Annotated in this window: 18 protein-coding genes; 15 read left to right on the plus strand and 3 right to left on the minus strand. The window is 39.4% G+C overall.

Going from position 1 to position 15,209, the window contains the following annotated elements:
• Positions 1–81: 81 nt before the first annotated feature.
• Positions 82–888, minus strand: coding sequence for a Cof-type HAD-IIB family hydrolase (locus K7887_RS06680; protein WP_317849252.1), 807 nt, complete (start codon positions 886–888; stop codon positions 82–84).
• 143 nt (positions 889–1,031) lie between these two features.
• Between K7887_RS06680 and K7887_RS06685 the strand changes: the two genes are divergently transcribed.
• The 5 genes from K7887_RS06685 to clpB all read left to right on the plus strand — a co-directional run bounded on the left by K7887_RS06685 (position 1,032) and on the right by clpB (position 5,523).
• Positions 1,032–1,844, plus strand: coding sequence for an alpha/beta fold hydrolase (locus tag K7887_RS06685; RefSeq protein ID WP_223492761.1), 813 nt, complete (start codon positions 1,032–1,034; stop codon positions 1,842–1,844).
• Complete coding sequence (locus K7887_RS06690; protein WP_223493598.1) at positions 1,819–2,133, plus strand: metal-sulfur cluster assembly factor; 315 nt, start codon at positions 1,819–1,821, stop codon at positions 2,131–2,133. Before K7887_RS06685 ends, K7887_RS06690 begins: the two co-directional genes overlap by 26 nt.
• A gap of 33 nt (positions 2,134–2,166) precedes the next feature.
• On the plus strand, positions 2,167–2,505 hold the full coding sequence (locus tag K7887_RS06695) for a DsrE family protein (protein WP_223492762.1): 339 nt from the start codon (positions 2,167–2,169) through the stop codon (positions 2,503–2,505).
• Between the two features lie 134 nt (positions 2,506–2,639).
• Positions 2,640–2,819: a YjzC family protein gene (locus K7887_RS06700; RefSeq protein ID WP_010192036.1), complete on the plus strand. Its 180-nt coding sequence runs from the start codon at positions 2,640–2,642 to the stop codon at positions 2,817–2,819.
• Between the two features lie 109 nt (positions 2,820–2,928).
• A complete protein-coding gene (gene clpB, locus K7887_RS06705) occupies positions 2,929–5,523 on the plus strand; it encodes an ATP-dependent chaperone ClpB (RefSeq protein WP_223492770.1) in 2,595 nt (864 codons plus the stop codon).
• Between the two features lie 55 nt (positions 5,524–5,578).
• Here the strand turns inward: clpB and K7887_RS06710 are convergent, their stop codons facing one another.
• A complete protein-coding gene (locus K7887_RS06710) occupies positions 5,579–5,761 on the minus strand; it encodes a YjzD family protein (protein ID WP_010192034.1) in 183 nt (60 codons plus the stop codon).
• Between the two features lie 114 nt (positions 5,762–5,875).
• On the opposite strand from K7887_RS06710, the gene K7887_RS06715 reads away from it, so the two are divergent.
• From K7887_RS06715 to K7887_RS06735, 5 genes are all read left to right on the plus strand, one after another.
• The gene (locus K7887_RS06715; protein ID WP_223492772.1) at positions 5,876–6,013 is read left to right on the plus strand and encodes a hypothetical protein; all 138 of its coding nucleotides are present in this window, start codon (positions 5,876–5,878) and stop codon (positions 6,011–6,013) included.
• A 144-nt stretch (positions 6,014–6,157) separates the two neighbouring features.
• Positions 6,158–6,898, plus strand: coding sequence for an alpha/beta fold hydrolase (locus K7887_RS06720; RefSeq protein WP_223492774.1), 741 nt, complete (start codon positions 6,158–6,160; stop codon positions 6,896–6,898).
• 91 nt (positions 6,899–6,989) lie between these two features.
• On the plus strand, positions 6,990–7,760 hold the full coding sequence (locus K7887_RS06725; protein WP_223492775.1) for an NAD-dependent epimerase/dehydratase family protein: 771 nt from the start codon (positions 6,990–6,992) through the stop codon (positions 7,758–7,760).
• A 141-nt stretch (positions 7,761–7,901) separates the two neighbouring features.
• On the plus strand, positions 7,902–8,855 hold the full coding sequence (locus K7887_RS06730) for a BMP family ABC transporter substrate-binding protein (protein ID WP_223492776.1): 954 nt from the start codon (positions 7,902–7,904) through the stop codon (positions 8,853–8,855).
• Between the two features lie 15 nt (positions 8,856–8,870).
• Positions 8,871–9,059 (plus strand): ComZ family protein, encoded by a 189-nt coding sequence (locus K7887_RS06735; protein ID WP_223492777.1) that lies wholly within the window; start codon positions 8,871–8,873, stop codon positions 9,057–9,059.
• Between the two features lie 60 nt (positions 9,060–9,119).
• Here K7887_RS06735 and K7887_RS06740 read toward each other — a convergent pair whose 3' ends face one another.
• Positions 9,120–9,362 carry a hypothetical protein gene (locus K7887_RS06740; RefSeq protein WP_223492778.1) on the minus strand — a complete coding sequence of 81 codons (243 nt, stop codon included), beginning with the start codon at positions 9,360–9,362 and terminating at the stop codon, positions 9,120–9,122.
• 218 nt (positions 9,363–9,580) lie between these two features.
• On the opposite strand from K7887_RS06740, the gene K7887_RS06745 reads away from it, so the two are divergent.
• The 5 genes from K7887_RS06745 to K7887_RS06765 all read left to right on the plus strand — a co-directional run bounded on the left by K7887_RS06745 (position 9,581) and on the right by K7887_RS06765 (position 15,137).
• Positions 9,581–10,513, plus strand: coding sequence for a beta-ketoacyl-ACP synthase III (locus tag K7887_RS06745; protein WP_223492779.1), 933 nt, complete (start codon positions 9,581–9,583; stop codon positions 10,511–10,513).
• Positions 10,514–10,561: 48 nt separating this feature from the next.
• Positions 10,562–11,800 carry a beta-ketoacyl-ACP synthase II gene (fabF, locus tag K7887_RS06750; RefSeq protein ID WP_223493599.1) on the plus strand — a complete coding sequence of 413 codons (1,239 nt, stop codon included), beginning with the start codon at positions 10,562–10,564 and terminating at the stop codon, positions 11,798–11,800.
• 122 nt (positions 11,801–11,922) lie between these two features.
• Positions 11,923–12,705, plus strand: a complete 783-nt coding sequence (locus K7887_RS06755; RefSeq protein ID WP_223492780.1) for a DUF2268 domain-containing putative Zn-dependent protease — start codon at positions 11,923–11,925, stop codon at positions 12,703–12,705.
• Between the two features lie 429 nt (positions 12,706–13,134).
• Positions 13,135–14,115 carry an ABC transporter ATP-binding protein gene (locus tag K7887_RS06760; protein ID WP_223492781.1) on the plus strand — a complete coding sequence of 327 codons (981 nt, stop codon included), beginning with the start codon at positions 13,135–13,137 and terminating at the stop codon, positions 14,113–14,115.
• Positions 14,115–15,137: an ABC transporter ATP-binding protein gene (locus K7887_RS06765; RefSeq protein WP_223492782.1), complete on the plus strand. Its 1,023-nt coding sequence runs from the start codon at positions 14,115–14,117 to the stop codon at positions 15,135–15,137. Before K7887_RS06760 ends, K7887_RS06765 begins: the two co-directional genes overlap by 1 nt.
• Positions 15,138–15,209 lie beyond the last annotated feature (72 nt).

Raw genomic sequence — 15,209 nt, forward strand, 5'->3', positions numbered from 1 at the left:
CCCCTTTTCATATCGGACAATCGCTTGTCCACTATGTAGTCTAAGTAAAAATGGTGCTTTCTATTAGGGCAAATATTGGTCTTAAAGCTTAAGTTTTTTCTCTAAAAATACAGCAATCCCATCTTCTTCGTTACTTAGTGTGACTTCGTTGGCTTTTTCTTTCAATCCGTCAATGGCATTTCCCATTGCCACACCAGTGCCTGCATACTCAATCATTTCATAATCATTATCTTCGTCCCCAAAAGCAATGATGTTTTCTTTCGGGATATTGTAATGAGCGGCAACTCTTTGTAATCCCACTGCTTTGTTCATGCCTGTGCGAACAAGCTCGATAACGTGCCATGGTGCAGCCCATCGTCTGTGGTCGATTACTTCGGCATGTACTTCTGATAGGTATTCTCTAATTTTAGGCACTTCTTCTTCACTTGCGTGGATAAGGATACATGTTGGATCTTTTTTTAGTACCTTTCTCAAGTCACCTGTCTCTATCTTTGGATTACCAAACCCGAAGATATCTAACAATTTTTCATCATGAAAGTGGAAGTAAACATCATCCATTACTTCTGCCAAAATATTATGTATGTTATATTTTTCGCTTACTTCAACGATTTCTTTTACTGTATCAATGGAAAGTGGCTCATGATAAACGCCCCATTCATCGTTGCCGGGGTAATGCACAAATGCGCCGTTAAAATTAACTATGGGAGAAGTAAGATTCATTTCTTCATAATACATGATGCTTGCTCTGTATGGACGTCCGGTTGCAATTACGACTTCATGTCCCTGCTCCATTGCTTTTTGAAGGGCGACTTTATTTCTTTTGGAAATTTTTTTGTCATCTGTTAATAATGTTCCGTCCAGGTCAACTGCAATTAGATGTTTTTCCACCATATCAAACTCCTTTTTTGTACATAAAAAAATTCTTCTGATTCAAGTGTAACCTTTTTCAAATTTGATTGTCTACATGTTAAACTAGACAAGAGTATATTAAATAGGAAAAATGAGGTAAAAACTGGACTGGGGGACGTAAGATGATAAATGTCATCAAGCAGAAGACAGGTGCTGTTTCCTATCTTCATGTATGTGAAGCAGATTCCTTTTCAAATTCGAAGCCTACTGTTATCTTTGTACATGGGTTTCAAAGTGTAAAGGAAAATAACCTGCATTATGCCTACCTTTTAGCTGAAAAAGGCTTCCGCGTCATACTTCCTGATTGCATCCATCATGGTGACAGGGATAGCGGATTGAAGAGTCAACAAATGATGCAGGCATTCTGGGAAATTGTGATACAAACGGTTCATGAAATAGATATTTTAAAGAAACACCTCACGGAATCAGGATTAGCTGATGAAACGGAAATTGGGGTTGCAGGAACATCCATGGGCGGCATCGTAACCTTTGGTGCATTAAAAAAATATCCTTGGATCAAAGCAGCAGTCAGTTTAATGGGTTGTCCAAGCTATCAAGATTTTGCACGCTACAAAGTGGACAAGTTCCTTGAGGCAGGGTTTGCATTGCCATTTTCAGATGAGCAATTGGAATCATACTATGCGAAATTAAAACCATATGATCTAGCAAGCGACCCATCATCCCTTGAAGAAAGGCCTTTGTTATGCTGGCATGGGAAACGGGACACAGAGGTTCCGATTGATCCATTATTGACGTTTGTAAAAGCCAATAAAGGTTATTATAAAAATAAGCCAAACAATATAAAGGTCATCGTGGATGAATATGCAGATCATAAAGTGAGCAGAGAAGGTGTGTTGGCAACAGTGGATTGGTTTGCTGAGCACCTAACACAAAATGTAAAGGAGCGATATCATGCAGGAAACATTAAAAGATAAAGTAATGGAGATATTGGAAGAAGTGGAGGACCCTGAACTTGGGGTTGACATTGTTAACCTTGGACTAGTTTATGACGTGGAGATCGACGCATCCAATAATGTGGATATTACTATGACATTGACTTCTATCGGTTGCCCGCTTGCAGGGGAGATTGTGGAAGATGTCAAAAAGAAGCTTGCACCAGTGGAAGAAATCAATGATGTGGATGTGAATATTACATTCAATCCGCCTTGGAGCAAGGATCGAATGTCCCGTCTTGCAAAAATAGCATTGAACGTTACAGACTAAAAAACACATTAGAGTGGAAGGGGAGAAATGGTCATGAAAAACAAAGTGATACTTGTCAGTTCCAATCAATTGGGTAAAGGTGATGAAGCTTTAGGTGAAGGTGTGCTTGAGACATTTTTTACCATTCTAAAGCAACGCGAAGATAAGCCAGAGGCAATTTTTCTGATGAACACAGGGGTATACACGTTAACAGAAGAATCACTTGTATCTGTCCACCTGAAAGAGATCCATGAAGCTGGCGTTCCTGTATATGCTTGTAAAACTTGTGTAGACCATTATGAGGTGGAAAAGCAGCTCATAAGTGGGGAAATTAGCGGCATGGGCCATTTTATTGACCTTGCCTCTAAGCATGAAGTTCTGACGATTGCTTAATTATGGATGACAGAAGCCTCTATGGATTGAGACATGAAACAGGACAACTTGGGTACGATAAAAAGGAGATAATTTCATCTCATTTTACGGTACAGTCTTAGAATTTTCATGATCTGACTATAGGAGGTATTCGTATGGGACAGAATCAACAATTCAGACCGGGTCAAAAAGCGCCCAATAACGGCATTTATTTAGAAATAGGTGAGACCGGAAGCGGAGTGAAAAATCCTCAGAAGGTAAACCTAAAAGCCGGGGACACTTTTCCCGAAACTTCCAACCACAATCGCCTCTGGGCGAAAAAGCGCCGTCCGTAACTATTAAGTCATCCTCTTTATGAGAGGGTGGCTTTTTTGGATATTCAATGAGGAAACTTTTAGATGGCTCGGTACGTAGAAATATTATAAAAAAGGAGTGATCTCAAATATGAACATCAACCAAATGACCACCAAGCTCCAAGAAGCCGTTGTGATGGGCAAGAGTCTTGCGGAAAAGATGAACCATCAGCAAATTGAACATGAGCACCTTCTTCTTGCATTGCTTCAGCAGTATGAGGGGCTTACAGACAGAGTGTTGAGTAAGCTAAAAGCAGATACACAGGCGCTCCAACTCGACCTTAATACCTTACTTAGATCAAAACCTGAAGTGAGCGGTGCAACCAGTGACGCCTATATAAGCAATCAACTGAACCAAACGTTCAAAAAAGCAGATGAATGGAAAACAGAATGGGAAGATGACTATCTCTCCATCGAACATATTCTTCTAGCACTGTTCCATAAGAACACCACCACCCACCAATTGAAAAAATTAAGCAACACCTATGATATTACCGAAGAAAGATTAAAAGCAGCCATCCAAGAAATAAGGGGGAACCAACGAGTGACTTCCAAAGAACCTGAATCTACATATGAGGCGTTAAAAAAATATGGAAGAGATTTAATTGAAGAAGTTAAAAGCGGCAAACTGGATCCTGTAATTGGACGTGATCAAGAAATACGCAGGGTCATCAGAATTCTTTCCAGAAAAACCAAAAACAACCCTGTCCTGATCGGTGAACCGGGTGTAGGAAAAACCGCAATTGTTGAAGGACTTGCACAAAGAATTGTGAGAAAAGACGTTCCAGACGGCTTAAAAGATAAAACTATATTTTCGCTCGACTTAAGCTCACTAGTAGCCGGTGCAAAATACAGGGGAGAGTTTGAAGAACGCCTTAAAGCAGTGCTCCAGGAAATCAAAAAGAGCGACGGGCAGATTCTGCTTTTCATCGACGAACTGCACACCATAGTCGGTGCCGGTAAAACGGAAGGTTCTATGGACGCGGGCAATATGCTTAAACCCATGCTTGCTCGCGGTGAATTGCACTGTATAGGTGCCACAACCTTAAATGAGCATCGACAATATATTGAAAAAGACCCAGCGTTAGAGCGCCGTTTTCAACAAGTTCTTGTCCAAGAACCTACAGTGGAGGACACCATCTCTATTTTACGCGGACTCAAAGAACGTTTTGAAATACATCATGGTGTCAATATCCACGACAGGGCCATCGTTTCGGCGGCAGTCTTATCAAATCGTTATATTTCTGAACGCTTTTTACCAGACAAGGCAATTGATCTGGTGGATGAAGCGTGTGCTATGATTCGGACTGAAATAGACTCCATGCCATCTGAACTGGATGAAGTGACAAGAAGAGTAATGCAACTAGAAATTGAGGAGGCGGCCCTTAAGAAAGAAAAGGATCAGGCGAGCATGGAGAGGCTTACTCAACTTCAGCAAGAATTAGCCAACTTAAAAGAGAGTGCTTCAGCAATGAAAGCGCAATGGCAACTGGAGAAGGATGATATCCAGTTAGTCAGAATCAAACGAGAGGAGCTGGAAAAGTCGAAACGCGACTTGGAAACAGCTGAAAATGATTATGACCTGAACAAGGCTGCAGAACTAAGGCACGGCAAAATTCCTAGTTTAGAGAAAGAACTTATCCAACTAGAGGAAAAAGCCAAACAGAAGAAAGCATCAAACCAACTTCTAAGAGAAGAAGTGACAGAAGAAGAGATTGCCGGGATTGTGGCTAAGTGGACAGGCATTCCTGTCACAAAGCTTGTGGAAGGGGAAAGAGAAAAGCTCTTAAAACTGGAAGAAATTCTTCATGAACGGGTAGTCGGGCAAGAAGAAGCAGTCCAGCTTGTATCGGAAGCAGTCATTCGGGCAAGAGCAGGAATAAAGGATCCAAACCGTCCCATTGGCTCTTTCATATTCCTTGGTCCTACTGGTGTAGGGAAGACGGAACTTGCCAGAGCGCTTGCACAATCGCTTTTTGATAGTGAAGAACAAATCATACGCATTGATATGTCAGAGTATATGGAAAAACATGCGGTTTCAAGATTGATCGGCGCACCTCCAGGCTATGTTGGCTATGAAGAAGGTGGACAATTGACAGAAGCAGTCAGAAGGAAGCCTTATTCTGTAGTCCTTCTAGATGAAGTGGAAAAAGCTCACCCTGAAGTTTTCAATATCCTATTGCAAATGTTGGATGACGGAAGGATTACAGATTCACAAGGAAAAACAGTCGATTTCAAAAATACAGTCATCATCATGACCTCAAATATCGGCTCTCATATCTTGTTGGAACATGCAGGAGAAGAGCTAACGGAGGATACTAAGGAAAAAGTGATTCTGCAATTACGAAGCCACTTCAGACCAGAATTGTTAAACCGAATAGACGACACGGTCATTTTTTCTCCACTATCTAAAAGTGAAATTGGACTAATTGTAGAAAAGTTGATAAAGGATTTACAAAAACGACTGGAGGATAAGCATTTGACATTAGCTCTGTCAGAAGAGGCAAAACGCTTTATTGCAGACAGTGCTTATGATCCGGTTTTCGGGGCAAGGCCGTTAAAACGTTTTATCCAAAAACATATCGAGACTTTAATTGCAAAAGAAATAATAAAAGGAAGCATCCAAGATTTTCAAAAAATAATTATTGAAGTAGAAGAAGGAAAACTCATCATCCGTGACAAATAATAGTATAGACAAAAAAAGAACTTGTCTCAGGGAGCAAGTTCTTTTTTTACAAATATCAGTGCTTTTCTACCGGTTCGTTTGGTAACGCTTCCCCGATCAGCATCACTAATACAGCGAAAACGACCGCGATGATTGAAGCTAATACGTAGTTATATGTATCACCCTGCATGTTAGCTACAACATAAGAAACCATGTTTATAAGAAGAAGTGACCAGAAAATAGTCCAAAATGCGCGCATTGTGACTCCCCCTCCATTTCATTATTTCAAAGCTCATTCAGAGGATATTTTACCACAAACGCGACATATAATAAATGTAAATATGTTTAACTTAGTCGAAAAAGGGGTTGTTAAATGGTGAATAGTAATGAAAAACTTCTTGAATTGAAAATGTTGTTAGATCAAGAGGGGAGTAATTTGACTGAGCTGGGTCAACGTACTTTGGAGAATTTAAGAGAAGAGCTTCAATATGACGAAGTGGGAAGGGATTAGGTTTTGACGCCTTCCTTTTTCTTTTTTTTAGATTGTGTTTTATATTTTTATCTTTGAAAAGTGGCCTTTTGACTCTGTCATAACAGAACTTTTCTACATAGCATACGATATATAAGTTTGTGAAATGGGGGGGAGATGAGTCAGATGAGCTTAAATCAACGTTTTTTTCAAATGGGCGGTCAATGGAATGCTGTACATGTGCCAGAAAAACCGAATGGTTTCGGCTGTCTAATCATTGGAGATGCCAACCATTTCGTTGATGAACATAATAGCCTGTGGTTGCAACATATCGGGCGAAATAAAATTGTTGAAGAAATTCTGAAATGTGGATATACCTTGTTTTATTCCAACCTTTATGGGGCTCATTGGGGGAGCAGTCAATCGGTGCTTCAGGCCAAACAGCTTTATCATATTATCATGAAACAAGAAATCCTAAATGATAAAATTCATATCATAGCAGAAGGGATGGGTGCGCTGACAGCCTTGCAACTAATGGAGGAGTTAAAAGAACAGATTCGTTCGGTTGCATTCATTAATCCATGCATGGATTTAAAAGCACAACTCGCACAGGAAAAAGACAGAAAGTTTTTCTATAAAAAGGTGAAAAATGAAATCGCAAAGGCCTATAATGTGCCAGTTAATGAACTCGAAGCATATCAAGATCTTCCTGATTTAAGTCGGTTTCAACAATGTTCCGTACCAGTAAAAATATGGCAAACCACCACCAATTTTACGTTCGATCCTAATCTTCACTGCAAAAAATATGAAGAGTTGCGCTCAAAGAATCACTCACCAATCACAGTTGCCTATCATCTTGTAGAAAAACGATATTCATACGGTCCATCCATATGCCAGTTCTTCAAGAAATATGAACAAGAATTATAAAAAGTCCCATTCCGCTGTCATGGAATCGGGACTATAATTTTGTTTTTTTGCATATGGATACAATATCAATAAAGATGGGTGGAATAATAAAATGATGAAAAATGCAGTGGTCCTTGGAGCCACCACACAAGTTGGTTTCGCCCTTTGTCAATATCTGATTGCCAAAGAAGTAGAAGTTACAGGACTGGTATGGTCGGAGAAAATGGATGGAAAATCCGAAGAGATGTTAATGGAGATTGGTCGCAACGCTTTTTTTAGTTCTCAATCAGATCGTTTTTTTAATCAAAGCATAGATACCGTATTTTATTGTCTTGACGAGATTGATAAACTGGATGAAAAAGAACAAAAACAATATGTCGATCTAGCAGGAAATGCAAAGAAACTTGTATTTATCTCTTCTTATCGCAAGATTTCAATGACCAGCGAATTTAGACAACATGTAATGAGTAAGTTATCAGGTAGCCAAGACCAATCCTCTTATGCCATATATTTGCCGATGGTCTATGGTCCATGGCAGCATGAAGAGGAATCGGTCAATAAAAGACTATTAGAAGAATTAGAGCAGAAAGAACCTGAACCGATGGCAATCAAAGAACATGATGTTTTGTTTGTGGAGGATGTTGCAGAAGCTATCTATTACTTTCTAATTCGTGATGAAGAGGTGACGGAGGTCCTTTTCGAGAATGATAACCCAAAAGCAATGGAAGAATTAATAAAAGAGTTAAATCTAACTTGCCTGACTATTGTTGAACCGGAGGAAGTACAGAAGCTCACAAAGTACAAAGTGCCACAACAGCATACAATAAAAGAAGGTATACAAGCACAAAGAGATCAGTTGTATCATAGATTAAAAATCGATTAGTAGAGACCTGCCCCTCTATTCCAAGCATTTTAACAGAATATTAACTTTTCCTTTATCATTAAAGCATGTACAATATAGAAGGAAGATCGTGAAACAGAAATAGAGGGGCAATCCTTTTAGGCACTAGGGGGTGGTACTTACATGAAAAAATCATTAATGGTAATCATACTATTTATTCTTTTATTAACTGCATGTGGACAAACTACTCCTGAAAGCGGAGATCAAAAGGTCGGCTTGTTGGTCCCTGATACGATAAGTGATCAGGTATGGGGAACAAAAGGCTATAAAGGGCTGTTGCGGATTCAAACGGAATATGACCTGGATGTATATTATAAAGAAGGCATACATACTGATACATCGATTAAAGAAGCGGTGAAAGAGTTTCATAAAGACGGAGTTACCTTGGTATTTGGGCACGGCAGCGAATATGCGCAAACATTTAATGAGATATCATCTGATTATCCAGACATTCATTTTGTATGTTTTAATTCACAAGTTCAAGGTGATAATGTAACAAGCTTAAATTTTGAAGCACATGCCATGGGCTTTTTCGGTGGGATGGTAGCTGGTCATATGACGGAGACTAATACTATCGGAATTTTAGCCGCATTTGAATGGCAGCCTGAAGTGGACGGATTCTTCGAAGGGGCATTACATGAAAATCCTGATGCTAAAATTATAATAAAGTACACGCAAGACTGGAATAATCCTGATAAAGCATTGGAAGTGCTTGATGATATGATCGCTCAAGAGGTGGATGTTGTGTATCCTGCTGGTGATGGATATAATGTTCCTGTCATCAATAGCTTAAAGGAACAGGGTCTATATGCGGTAGGATTCGTCTCTGATCAGTCAGACTTAGGGGAGAATACTGTACTTACCAGCACCATTCAGCATGTCCCTGCCTTGTACGAACTGGTGGCTAGTCGTTTCTTTGCAGGGGAATTAGAATCTGGTAACCTTTCCTTTGATTTTAAAGATGATGTCATTTCACTTGGGACATTCAGTCCGCTAGTAAGCAAGGAATACCAGGAAAACATTAATCAACAAATCGAGGATTATAAGTCCACCGGATTATTACCAAACGAAAAATAGAAAGTAGGTACGAATATGGAACAAGATAGAACGATGCAATATATGGAAATAGCTATGAAATATTTACCAGAAGCACAACAAATGCTTGATGAAACAGGGCTGGAGTTGGAGCCTCAACATATTCAACCACTTGTCTCCTTACTGACAAAAGTGATGGATGAAGCATATGAACTTGGAAAGCAAAATGCGTTAAATATGGAATAAAATAAGGACTATCCAGGGGAGATTTGCTGGATAGTCCCTTTTATGTGCATCCTGAATGGGTTACTTCTTGAAATAATCTAATATTGGAGAAAACTCTTTAATCATCGGTTTCAGCTTATTGACTGATTCCATAATGGAGTCTACCTGCTCCATAAGTGCGTAATATTCATCCCCAACCTTTTTATCAGAAGCACTTTCCATTATATCTTCGGCTGGTTGTTTTCTAGGTTGAACTCCAAACATCATTCTAGTGAATGGATCTACTTCGATCTCGCTGTCCACCTTTTTTTGTTCTTCACTCATGATTTTCACCTCACCTAATCAGCATTTATCCCCCTCTGAAACTATAGTATGCCGTCTAATTTAAATGGGATAGGCATTGGTCCAAAAGCTTCCCTTTCAAGCAAAATAGGCATTTATGTATTGTCAATCCAGATAGAATGCGTTAAAATTAGTACCAAGTCATAATAATTGATATTAAAAAAGTTAAAAGTCCAAAAAGAGAGTTAGGTGTTATATCGGTGAATGCAGGGATACTAGGAATCGGTAGATATGTACCTGAAAAAATATTAACCAATGCAGATTTGGAAAAAATGGTTGATACCACAGATGAATGGATAAAAACAAGAACAGGCATAGAAGAACGAAGAATTGCAACAGACGATGTAGATACATCACAGATGGCATATTTTGCAGCAGAAAAAGCCTTGAAGGATGCAGGAATCACAGCAGAAGAACTAGACATGATCATCGTTGCTACTGTCACACCTGATAATCCTTTTCCAAGTGTTGCTTGCATGATTCAGGAACGACTAGGTGCCAAAAAGGCATGCGCCTTTGATATGAGTGCAGCATGCGCCGGATTCATGTATGGAATCATCACTGCAAAACAATTTGTGGAAGCCGGAACATATAAACATGTTCTAGTAGTAGGTGTAGAAAAACTGTCCAAGATTGTGGACTGGGAAGACCGCAACACAGCAGTCCTTTTCGGTGATGGGGCAGGTGCAACTATAATTGGACCGGTTTCAGAAGGTAGAGGAATTCTATCTTTCGAACTTGGAGCAGACGGCACTGGAGCGAAACATTTATATCAGGATGAAACCATTGTAATGAATGGCCGCGAAGTATTTAAATTTGCGGTTCGTCAAATGGGTGAATCAGCTGTAAATGTATTAGAAAAAGCCGGTTTATCAAAAGAAGATGTGGATTTCCTTATTCCTCATCAAGCAAACATTCGAATCATGGAAGCTGCGAGAGAAAGACTAGGCCTTCCACTGGAAAAGATGTCAATGACTGTGCAGAAATACGGAAACACATCGGCTGCCTCCATTCCGATTTCCATAGTGGAGGAAATCGAAAAAGGAAATATACATGACGATGATTTAGTGGTTATGGTAGGATTTGGTGGAGGATTAACTTGGGGAGCAATCGCCATTAGATGGGGAAGATAATAAATATTAATTGGATACAATGGTGGAAGGAGCAGGACAATCATGCAAATGCCTAAAAAAAGAGTAGTAGTAACTGGCCTTGGAGCGGTGACTCCAATCGGTTTAAATGTAAATGAGGCGTGGGAAAATGCGATTAACGGAGTTTCTGGTGTAGGACCGCTTACTAGAGTGGATAGTGAAAAATTCCCGGCAAAAGTGGCTGCAGAAATCACAAACTTTAATGCAGAAGATTTTATGGATAAAAAAGAAGCAAGAAGAATGGATCGCTTCACTCAATACGCTATTGCAGCTTCTTTCATGGCTGTTAAAGATGCCAATCTGGACATTACAGATGAAATGGCACCTAGAGTTGGTGTTTGGGTAGGTTCTGGAATCGGTGGAATGGAGACCTTTGAACAACAGTATAAAACTTTCTTGGAAAAAGGAGCACGTCGTGTAAGCCCGTTCTTCGTTCCAATGATGATTCCTGATATGGCTACAGGTCAAATCAGTATCGCACTTGGGGCAAAAGGTGTGAACTCTTGTACGGTAACAGCCTGTGCAACAGGTACAAACTCCATTGGAGATGCATTTAAAGTCATCCAACGCGGTGATGCGGATGTTATGATTTCAGGAGGAACAGAAGCGCCACTGACGGAAATGTCCTTTGCAGGATTCAGTTCTGCAAAAGCATTATCCATGAACCCAGATCCAAAAACGGCGAGCCGACCATTTGATGCAAACCGTGACGGCTTTGTCATGGGTGAAGGAGCAGGGATTGTCGTGTTGGAAGAGCTTGAACATGCCCTGGCACGCGGTGCTCGCATTTATGCCGAGATTGTTGGCTACGGCGCGACTGGTGATGCCCATCATATCACAGCACCTGCACCGGGCGGAGAAGGCGGTGTCCGTGCGATGAGAATGGCGATTGAAGATGCCGGCCTTCAACCAGGAGATATCGATTATATTAATGCACATGGAACAAGCACGGAATATAATGACAAGTTTGAAACACTTGCTATCAAAGAAGTGCTTGGCGTACATGCGAGCGATGTAGCTATTAGCTCTACAAAGTCCATGACAGGTCATTTGCTTGGAGCAGCAGGTGGGGTAGAAGCGATTTTTACCATTAAGGCCATTGAAAACGCCGTTATACCGCCAACCATCAATCTAGATACACCAGATCCAGAATGTGACCTTGACTATGTACCGAACGAAGCGAGGCACAAAGAAGTCAAAGCTGCAATGAGCAACTCACTAGGCTTTGGCGGACACAATGCAACGATTGTGTTTAAAAAATACGAATAAGTAATTTTAGTTAAAAGCAGTAGGAAGTGATTTATACTTTCTGCTGCTTTTTTTGTTACCTCACCAATCCCCCCTCTTCATCATACAATGACATCAAAAAGCAAAGAAAAGGGCTGTAGAACATGAGTATTATTCATACGGATAGATGGTTGGAAGAAGACTATCACCAGCCATTGAACATTTCCAAGAAATTGCTGAAGTACTTTGAGGACGTAACTGCAGCGGAACTATACGATTATCTAATTATGCATGGGATGTATCGACCGGTCAGGGATGGAAAAGGGACGGTTGAAAAATTAAAGACATTGGATTGCTGGAATATTGTCTTAGGAGAATGGAAACGGTTAAAGAAACTTTGGAATGGACCGGATATCCCGATTTTCATCTTTCCTTCGGATAAACACAATAACCAAATGAAAAGGGATTTCAAAGGAAAAGCCGGGGTAGCATTCAAAGATAAACTGTTCTTATTTCTACCGGAGGATATTGAAGTGAACGAAATGAAGGCATTGTTGACTCATGAATATAACCATATATGTGTACTCTCCAAGAACAACAGAAAAGATGATCAATATACGCTTTTAGATTCTGTACTAATTGAAGGTCTTGCGGAAAGTGCGGTAAAAAGCTTAGTAGGAAAAGAATATACCTCTAGCTGGACTTCTTACTACACGGATAAAGAACTTGAAAATTTCCTAAACAAATATATAATTCCCAACAAAGAAGTGAAAAAGAGCGAAAGGGATCATATGAAACTACTATATGGAAAAGGATTTTATCCGAAAATGCTTGGTTATTGTGTGGGATACTACCTTATTCAAAAAATATTAAAAGAGGAGAAAATTACCTATAGAGCATTAATGTCAAAGAGCCTTTCTGAGATAGCAAAGCTATCATTTGAATAATTCTTTGAGGAATAGGAGAAAAATTACAAAAAACAAAAAATCTAGCAAAAAAAGCTAGTTTTTTTGTTTTTTTTTGTATATAATCAGTTTTTGTAGAAGATTGCTACAAGTTTCAATTAAAAAAATTTTTAGTTTATTTTCAAAATAAGCTTGAACTTGTAACGGAATTGTAATAATATACAAACAGACGATAATTATTTTCCGATAATTTAGTTTTTACAGTAAATTTTGAGTAAAAAGACTGAAGATTTTGTAATAAACAGCATGGAAAATCTATAATGGCAATCTTTGAATAGATTAATAGCTAGTAGTTTTGTAAATTTGTAATATAAAGATTAAGAATTAGTTAAATTTTCTAATTTCTATATATTACATATTTAGACATCATACAGACCATGCATCGAAAGAAAAAAGGATGGTGAAGGCTAAATGTCAGCTTTATTGGAAGTGAGAAACCTAAAAACTCACTTTTTTAGAAAAAAGCAAGCTATTCCAGCTGTAGATGGTGTAGATATCTCCATTAAAAAAGGAGAGACTGTAGCACTCGTTGGAGAATCAGGATCTGGTAAATCTATTACTTCCCTATCTATTATGGGTCTTGTTCCAAGCCCAGGAGGAAAAATCGTTGATGGAGAAATTCTATTCGACGGACAGGATCTTGTGAAACTGACAGAAAACCAATTATGTAAAGTTCGCGGAAACGATATTTCCATGATCTTTCAGGAACCGATGACATCATTGAATCCTGTTTTAACAATCGGTGAGCAAATTACCGAAGTATTAATTCTTCATCAAAAAATGACTAAAACAGCAGCAATGAAAAAAGCGATTGAAATGTTAGAAGTTGTAGGATTTTCAAGAGCAGCTGAAATTGTCAATGATTATCCGCACCGTCTTTCAGGTGGTATGAGACAAAGGGTAATGATCGCGATGGCGATGAGCTGTAATCCAAAGTTATTAATTGCGGATGAGCCAACAACAGCGCTGGATGTTACCATTCAAGCTCAAATACTAGATTTAATGAAAGACCTTAGCCATAAATTTGACACTTCCATCTTGTTAATTACACATGACTTAGGGGTTGTATCAGAAGTAGCTGATAGAGTAGTAGTTATGTATTGTGGTCAAGTGGTAGAAGAAGCGTCAGTTGACGATTTGTTCGAAGAGCCGCTGCATCCATACACAAATGGTTTGATGGGGTCCATCCCTGATATTGAAGGAGATATTTCTCGCCTTCAATCTATCGATGGTAACGTACCACCGCCAACCAATTTACCACAGGGCTGTCGTTTTGCCCCACGCTGTCCAAAAGCATTCGATCGTTGTCATAGCGAAGTTCCTGAACTTCTTAAGCGAAGCGGAAACCGCTCTGTTCGATGCTTCTTATACGAAGGCGAGGAGGCGAAATAATGACTGCAACCGAGATTAAATCAGAAAAGACTTTAACGGAAACAAGTTCTGACAATATCCTTGAAGTAAGAGGTTTGAAGAAATACTTTCCAATTAAAGCAGGATTATTACAAAAGCATGTAGGGGATGTAAAAGCGGTTGATGACCTAAACTTTTATATTAAAAAAGGTGAAACATTAGGACTTGTTGGTGAATCTGGATGTGGAAAATCCACAACAGGAAGAACCATCATCAGACTATACGAACCTACAGAAGGAAACATCATATTCAAGGGAAGAGATATTGCGACAATGAGTGAAAGCGAACTTAGAAAAACGGTTCGTAAAGACATTCAAATGGTCTTCCAAGACCCGTTCGCGACGCTTAACCCAAGAAAAACATTAAGATCAATCCTAAAAGAACCATATAACACGCATAACTTGTTCACTAAAAAAGAGCGTGAAGAAAAAGTGCAAGAATTACTGGCAAAAGTGGGATTAGATCCAAGTTTTATCAACCGTTACCCACATGAGTTTTCCGGAGGACAACGTCAACGTATCGGGATTGCTAGAGCCCTTGCCTTAAATCCGGAATTGATTATTGCCGATGAAGCAGTATCTGCACTGGATGTATCTATACAAGCCCAAATTATCAATCTTATGCAAGACCTTCAGAAAGAAATGGGACTATCTTATATCTTTATCTCGCATGATTTAAGTGTAGTTCGTCATATTAGTGACAGGGTCGGCGTAATGTATTTAGGGCGGATGATGGAACTAGCTACCAAGCAAGATTTATATAGTGAACCACTTCATCCTTACACTCAAGCTTTATTATCTGCTGTTCCTTCTACTCGCCGCAAAGGGCAAGTGAAGAGAGAGCGGATCGTTCTAAAGGGTGAATTACCAAGCCCGGCTAACCCGCCGACTGGTTGTGTATTCCATACACGATGTCCAGCAGCAATGGACGTTTGTAAGCAGATTATTCCTCAATTCAAAGAGGTTAAACCAGATCATTTTGTTGCTTGTCACCTATATGAATAGGTGGCAAGTACATAAAATATATACCCTTTGAAAGGGGGAGATAATCCAACAGCTAACTTTCTTTACCTTTCA

Origin of the sequence: Sutcliffiella horikoshii (assembly GCF_019931755.1) — a bacterium.
Lineage (GTDB): Bacteria > Bacillota > Bacilli > Bacillales > Bacillaceae_I > Sutcliffiella_A > Sutcliffiella_A horikoshii_E.

What these genes read in the sequence shown, in the direction of transcription:
- K7887_RS06715 (WP_223492772.1), top strand. Translation starts at nt 5,876, where the DNA reads ATGGTGAATAGTAATGAAAAACTTCTTGAATTGAAAATGTTGTTAGAT.
- clpB (WP_223492770.1), top strand. Translation starts at nt 2,929, where the DNA reads ATGAACATCAACCAAATGACCACCAAGCTCCAAGAAGCCGTTGTGATG.
- K7887_RS06765 (WP_223492782.1), top strand. Translation starts at nt 14,115, where the DNA reads ATGACTGCAACCGAGATTAAATCAGAAAAGACTTTAACGGAAACAAGT.
- K7887_RS06755 (WP_223492780.1), top strand. Translation starts at nt 11,923, where the DNA reads ATGAGTATTATTCATACGGATAGATGGTTGGAAGAAGACTATCACCAG.
- K7887_RS06735 (WP_223492777.1), top strand. Translation starts at nt 8,871, where the DNA reads ATGGAACAAGATAGAACGATGCAATATATGGAAATAGCTATGAAATAT.
- K7887_RS06685 (WP_223492761.1), top strand. Translation starts at nt 1,032, where the DNA reads ATGATAAATGTCATCAAGCAGAAGACAGGTGCTGTTTCCTATCTTCAT.
- K7887_RS06725 (WP_223492775.1), top strand. Translation starts at nt 6,990, where the DNA reads ATGATGAAAAATGCAGTGGTCCTTGGAGCCACCACACAAGTTGGTTTC.
- K7887_RS06700 (WP_010192036.1), top strand. Translation starts at nt 2,640, where the DNA reads ATGGGACAGAATCAACAATTCAGACCGGGTCAAAAAGCGCCCAATAAC.
- K7887_RS06695 (WP_223492762.1), top strand. Translation starts at nt 2,167, where the DNA reads ATGAAAAACAAAGTGATACTTGTCAGTTCCAATCAATTGGGTAAAGGT.
- K7887_RS06710 (WP_010192034.1), bottom strand. Translation starts at nt 5,761, where the DNA reads ATGCGCGCATTTTGGACTATTTTCTGGTCACTTCTTCTTATAAACATG.
- K7887_RS06730 (WP_223492776.1), top strand. Translation starts at nt 7,902, where the DNA reads ATGAAAAAATCATTAATGGTAATCATACTATTTATTCTTTTATTAACT.
- K7887_RS06740 (WP_223492778.1), bottom strand. Translation starts at nt 9,362, where the DNA reads ATGAGTGAAGAACAAAAAAAGGTGGACAGCGAGATCGAAGTAGATCCA.
- fabF (WP_223493599.1), top strand. Translation starts at nt 10,562, where the DNA reads ATGCCTAAAAAAAGAGTAGTAGTAACTGGCCTTGGAGCGGTGACTCCA.
- K7887_RS06720 (WP_223492774.1), top strand. Translation starts at nt 6,158, where the DNA reads ATGAGCTTAAATCAACGTTTTTTTCAAATGGGCGGTCAATGGAATGCT.
- K7887_RS06760 (WP_223492781.1), top strand. Translation starts at nt 13,135, where the DNA reads ATGTCAGCTTTATTGGAAGTGAGAAACCTAAAAACTCACTTTTTTAGA.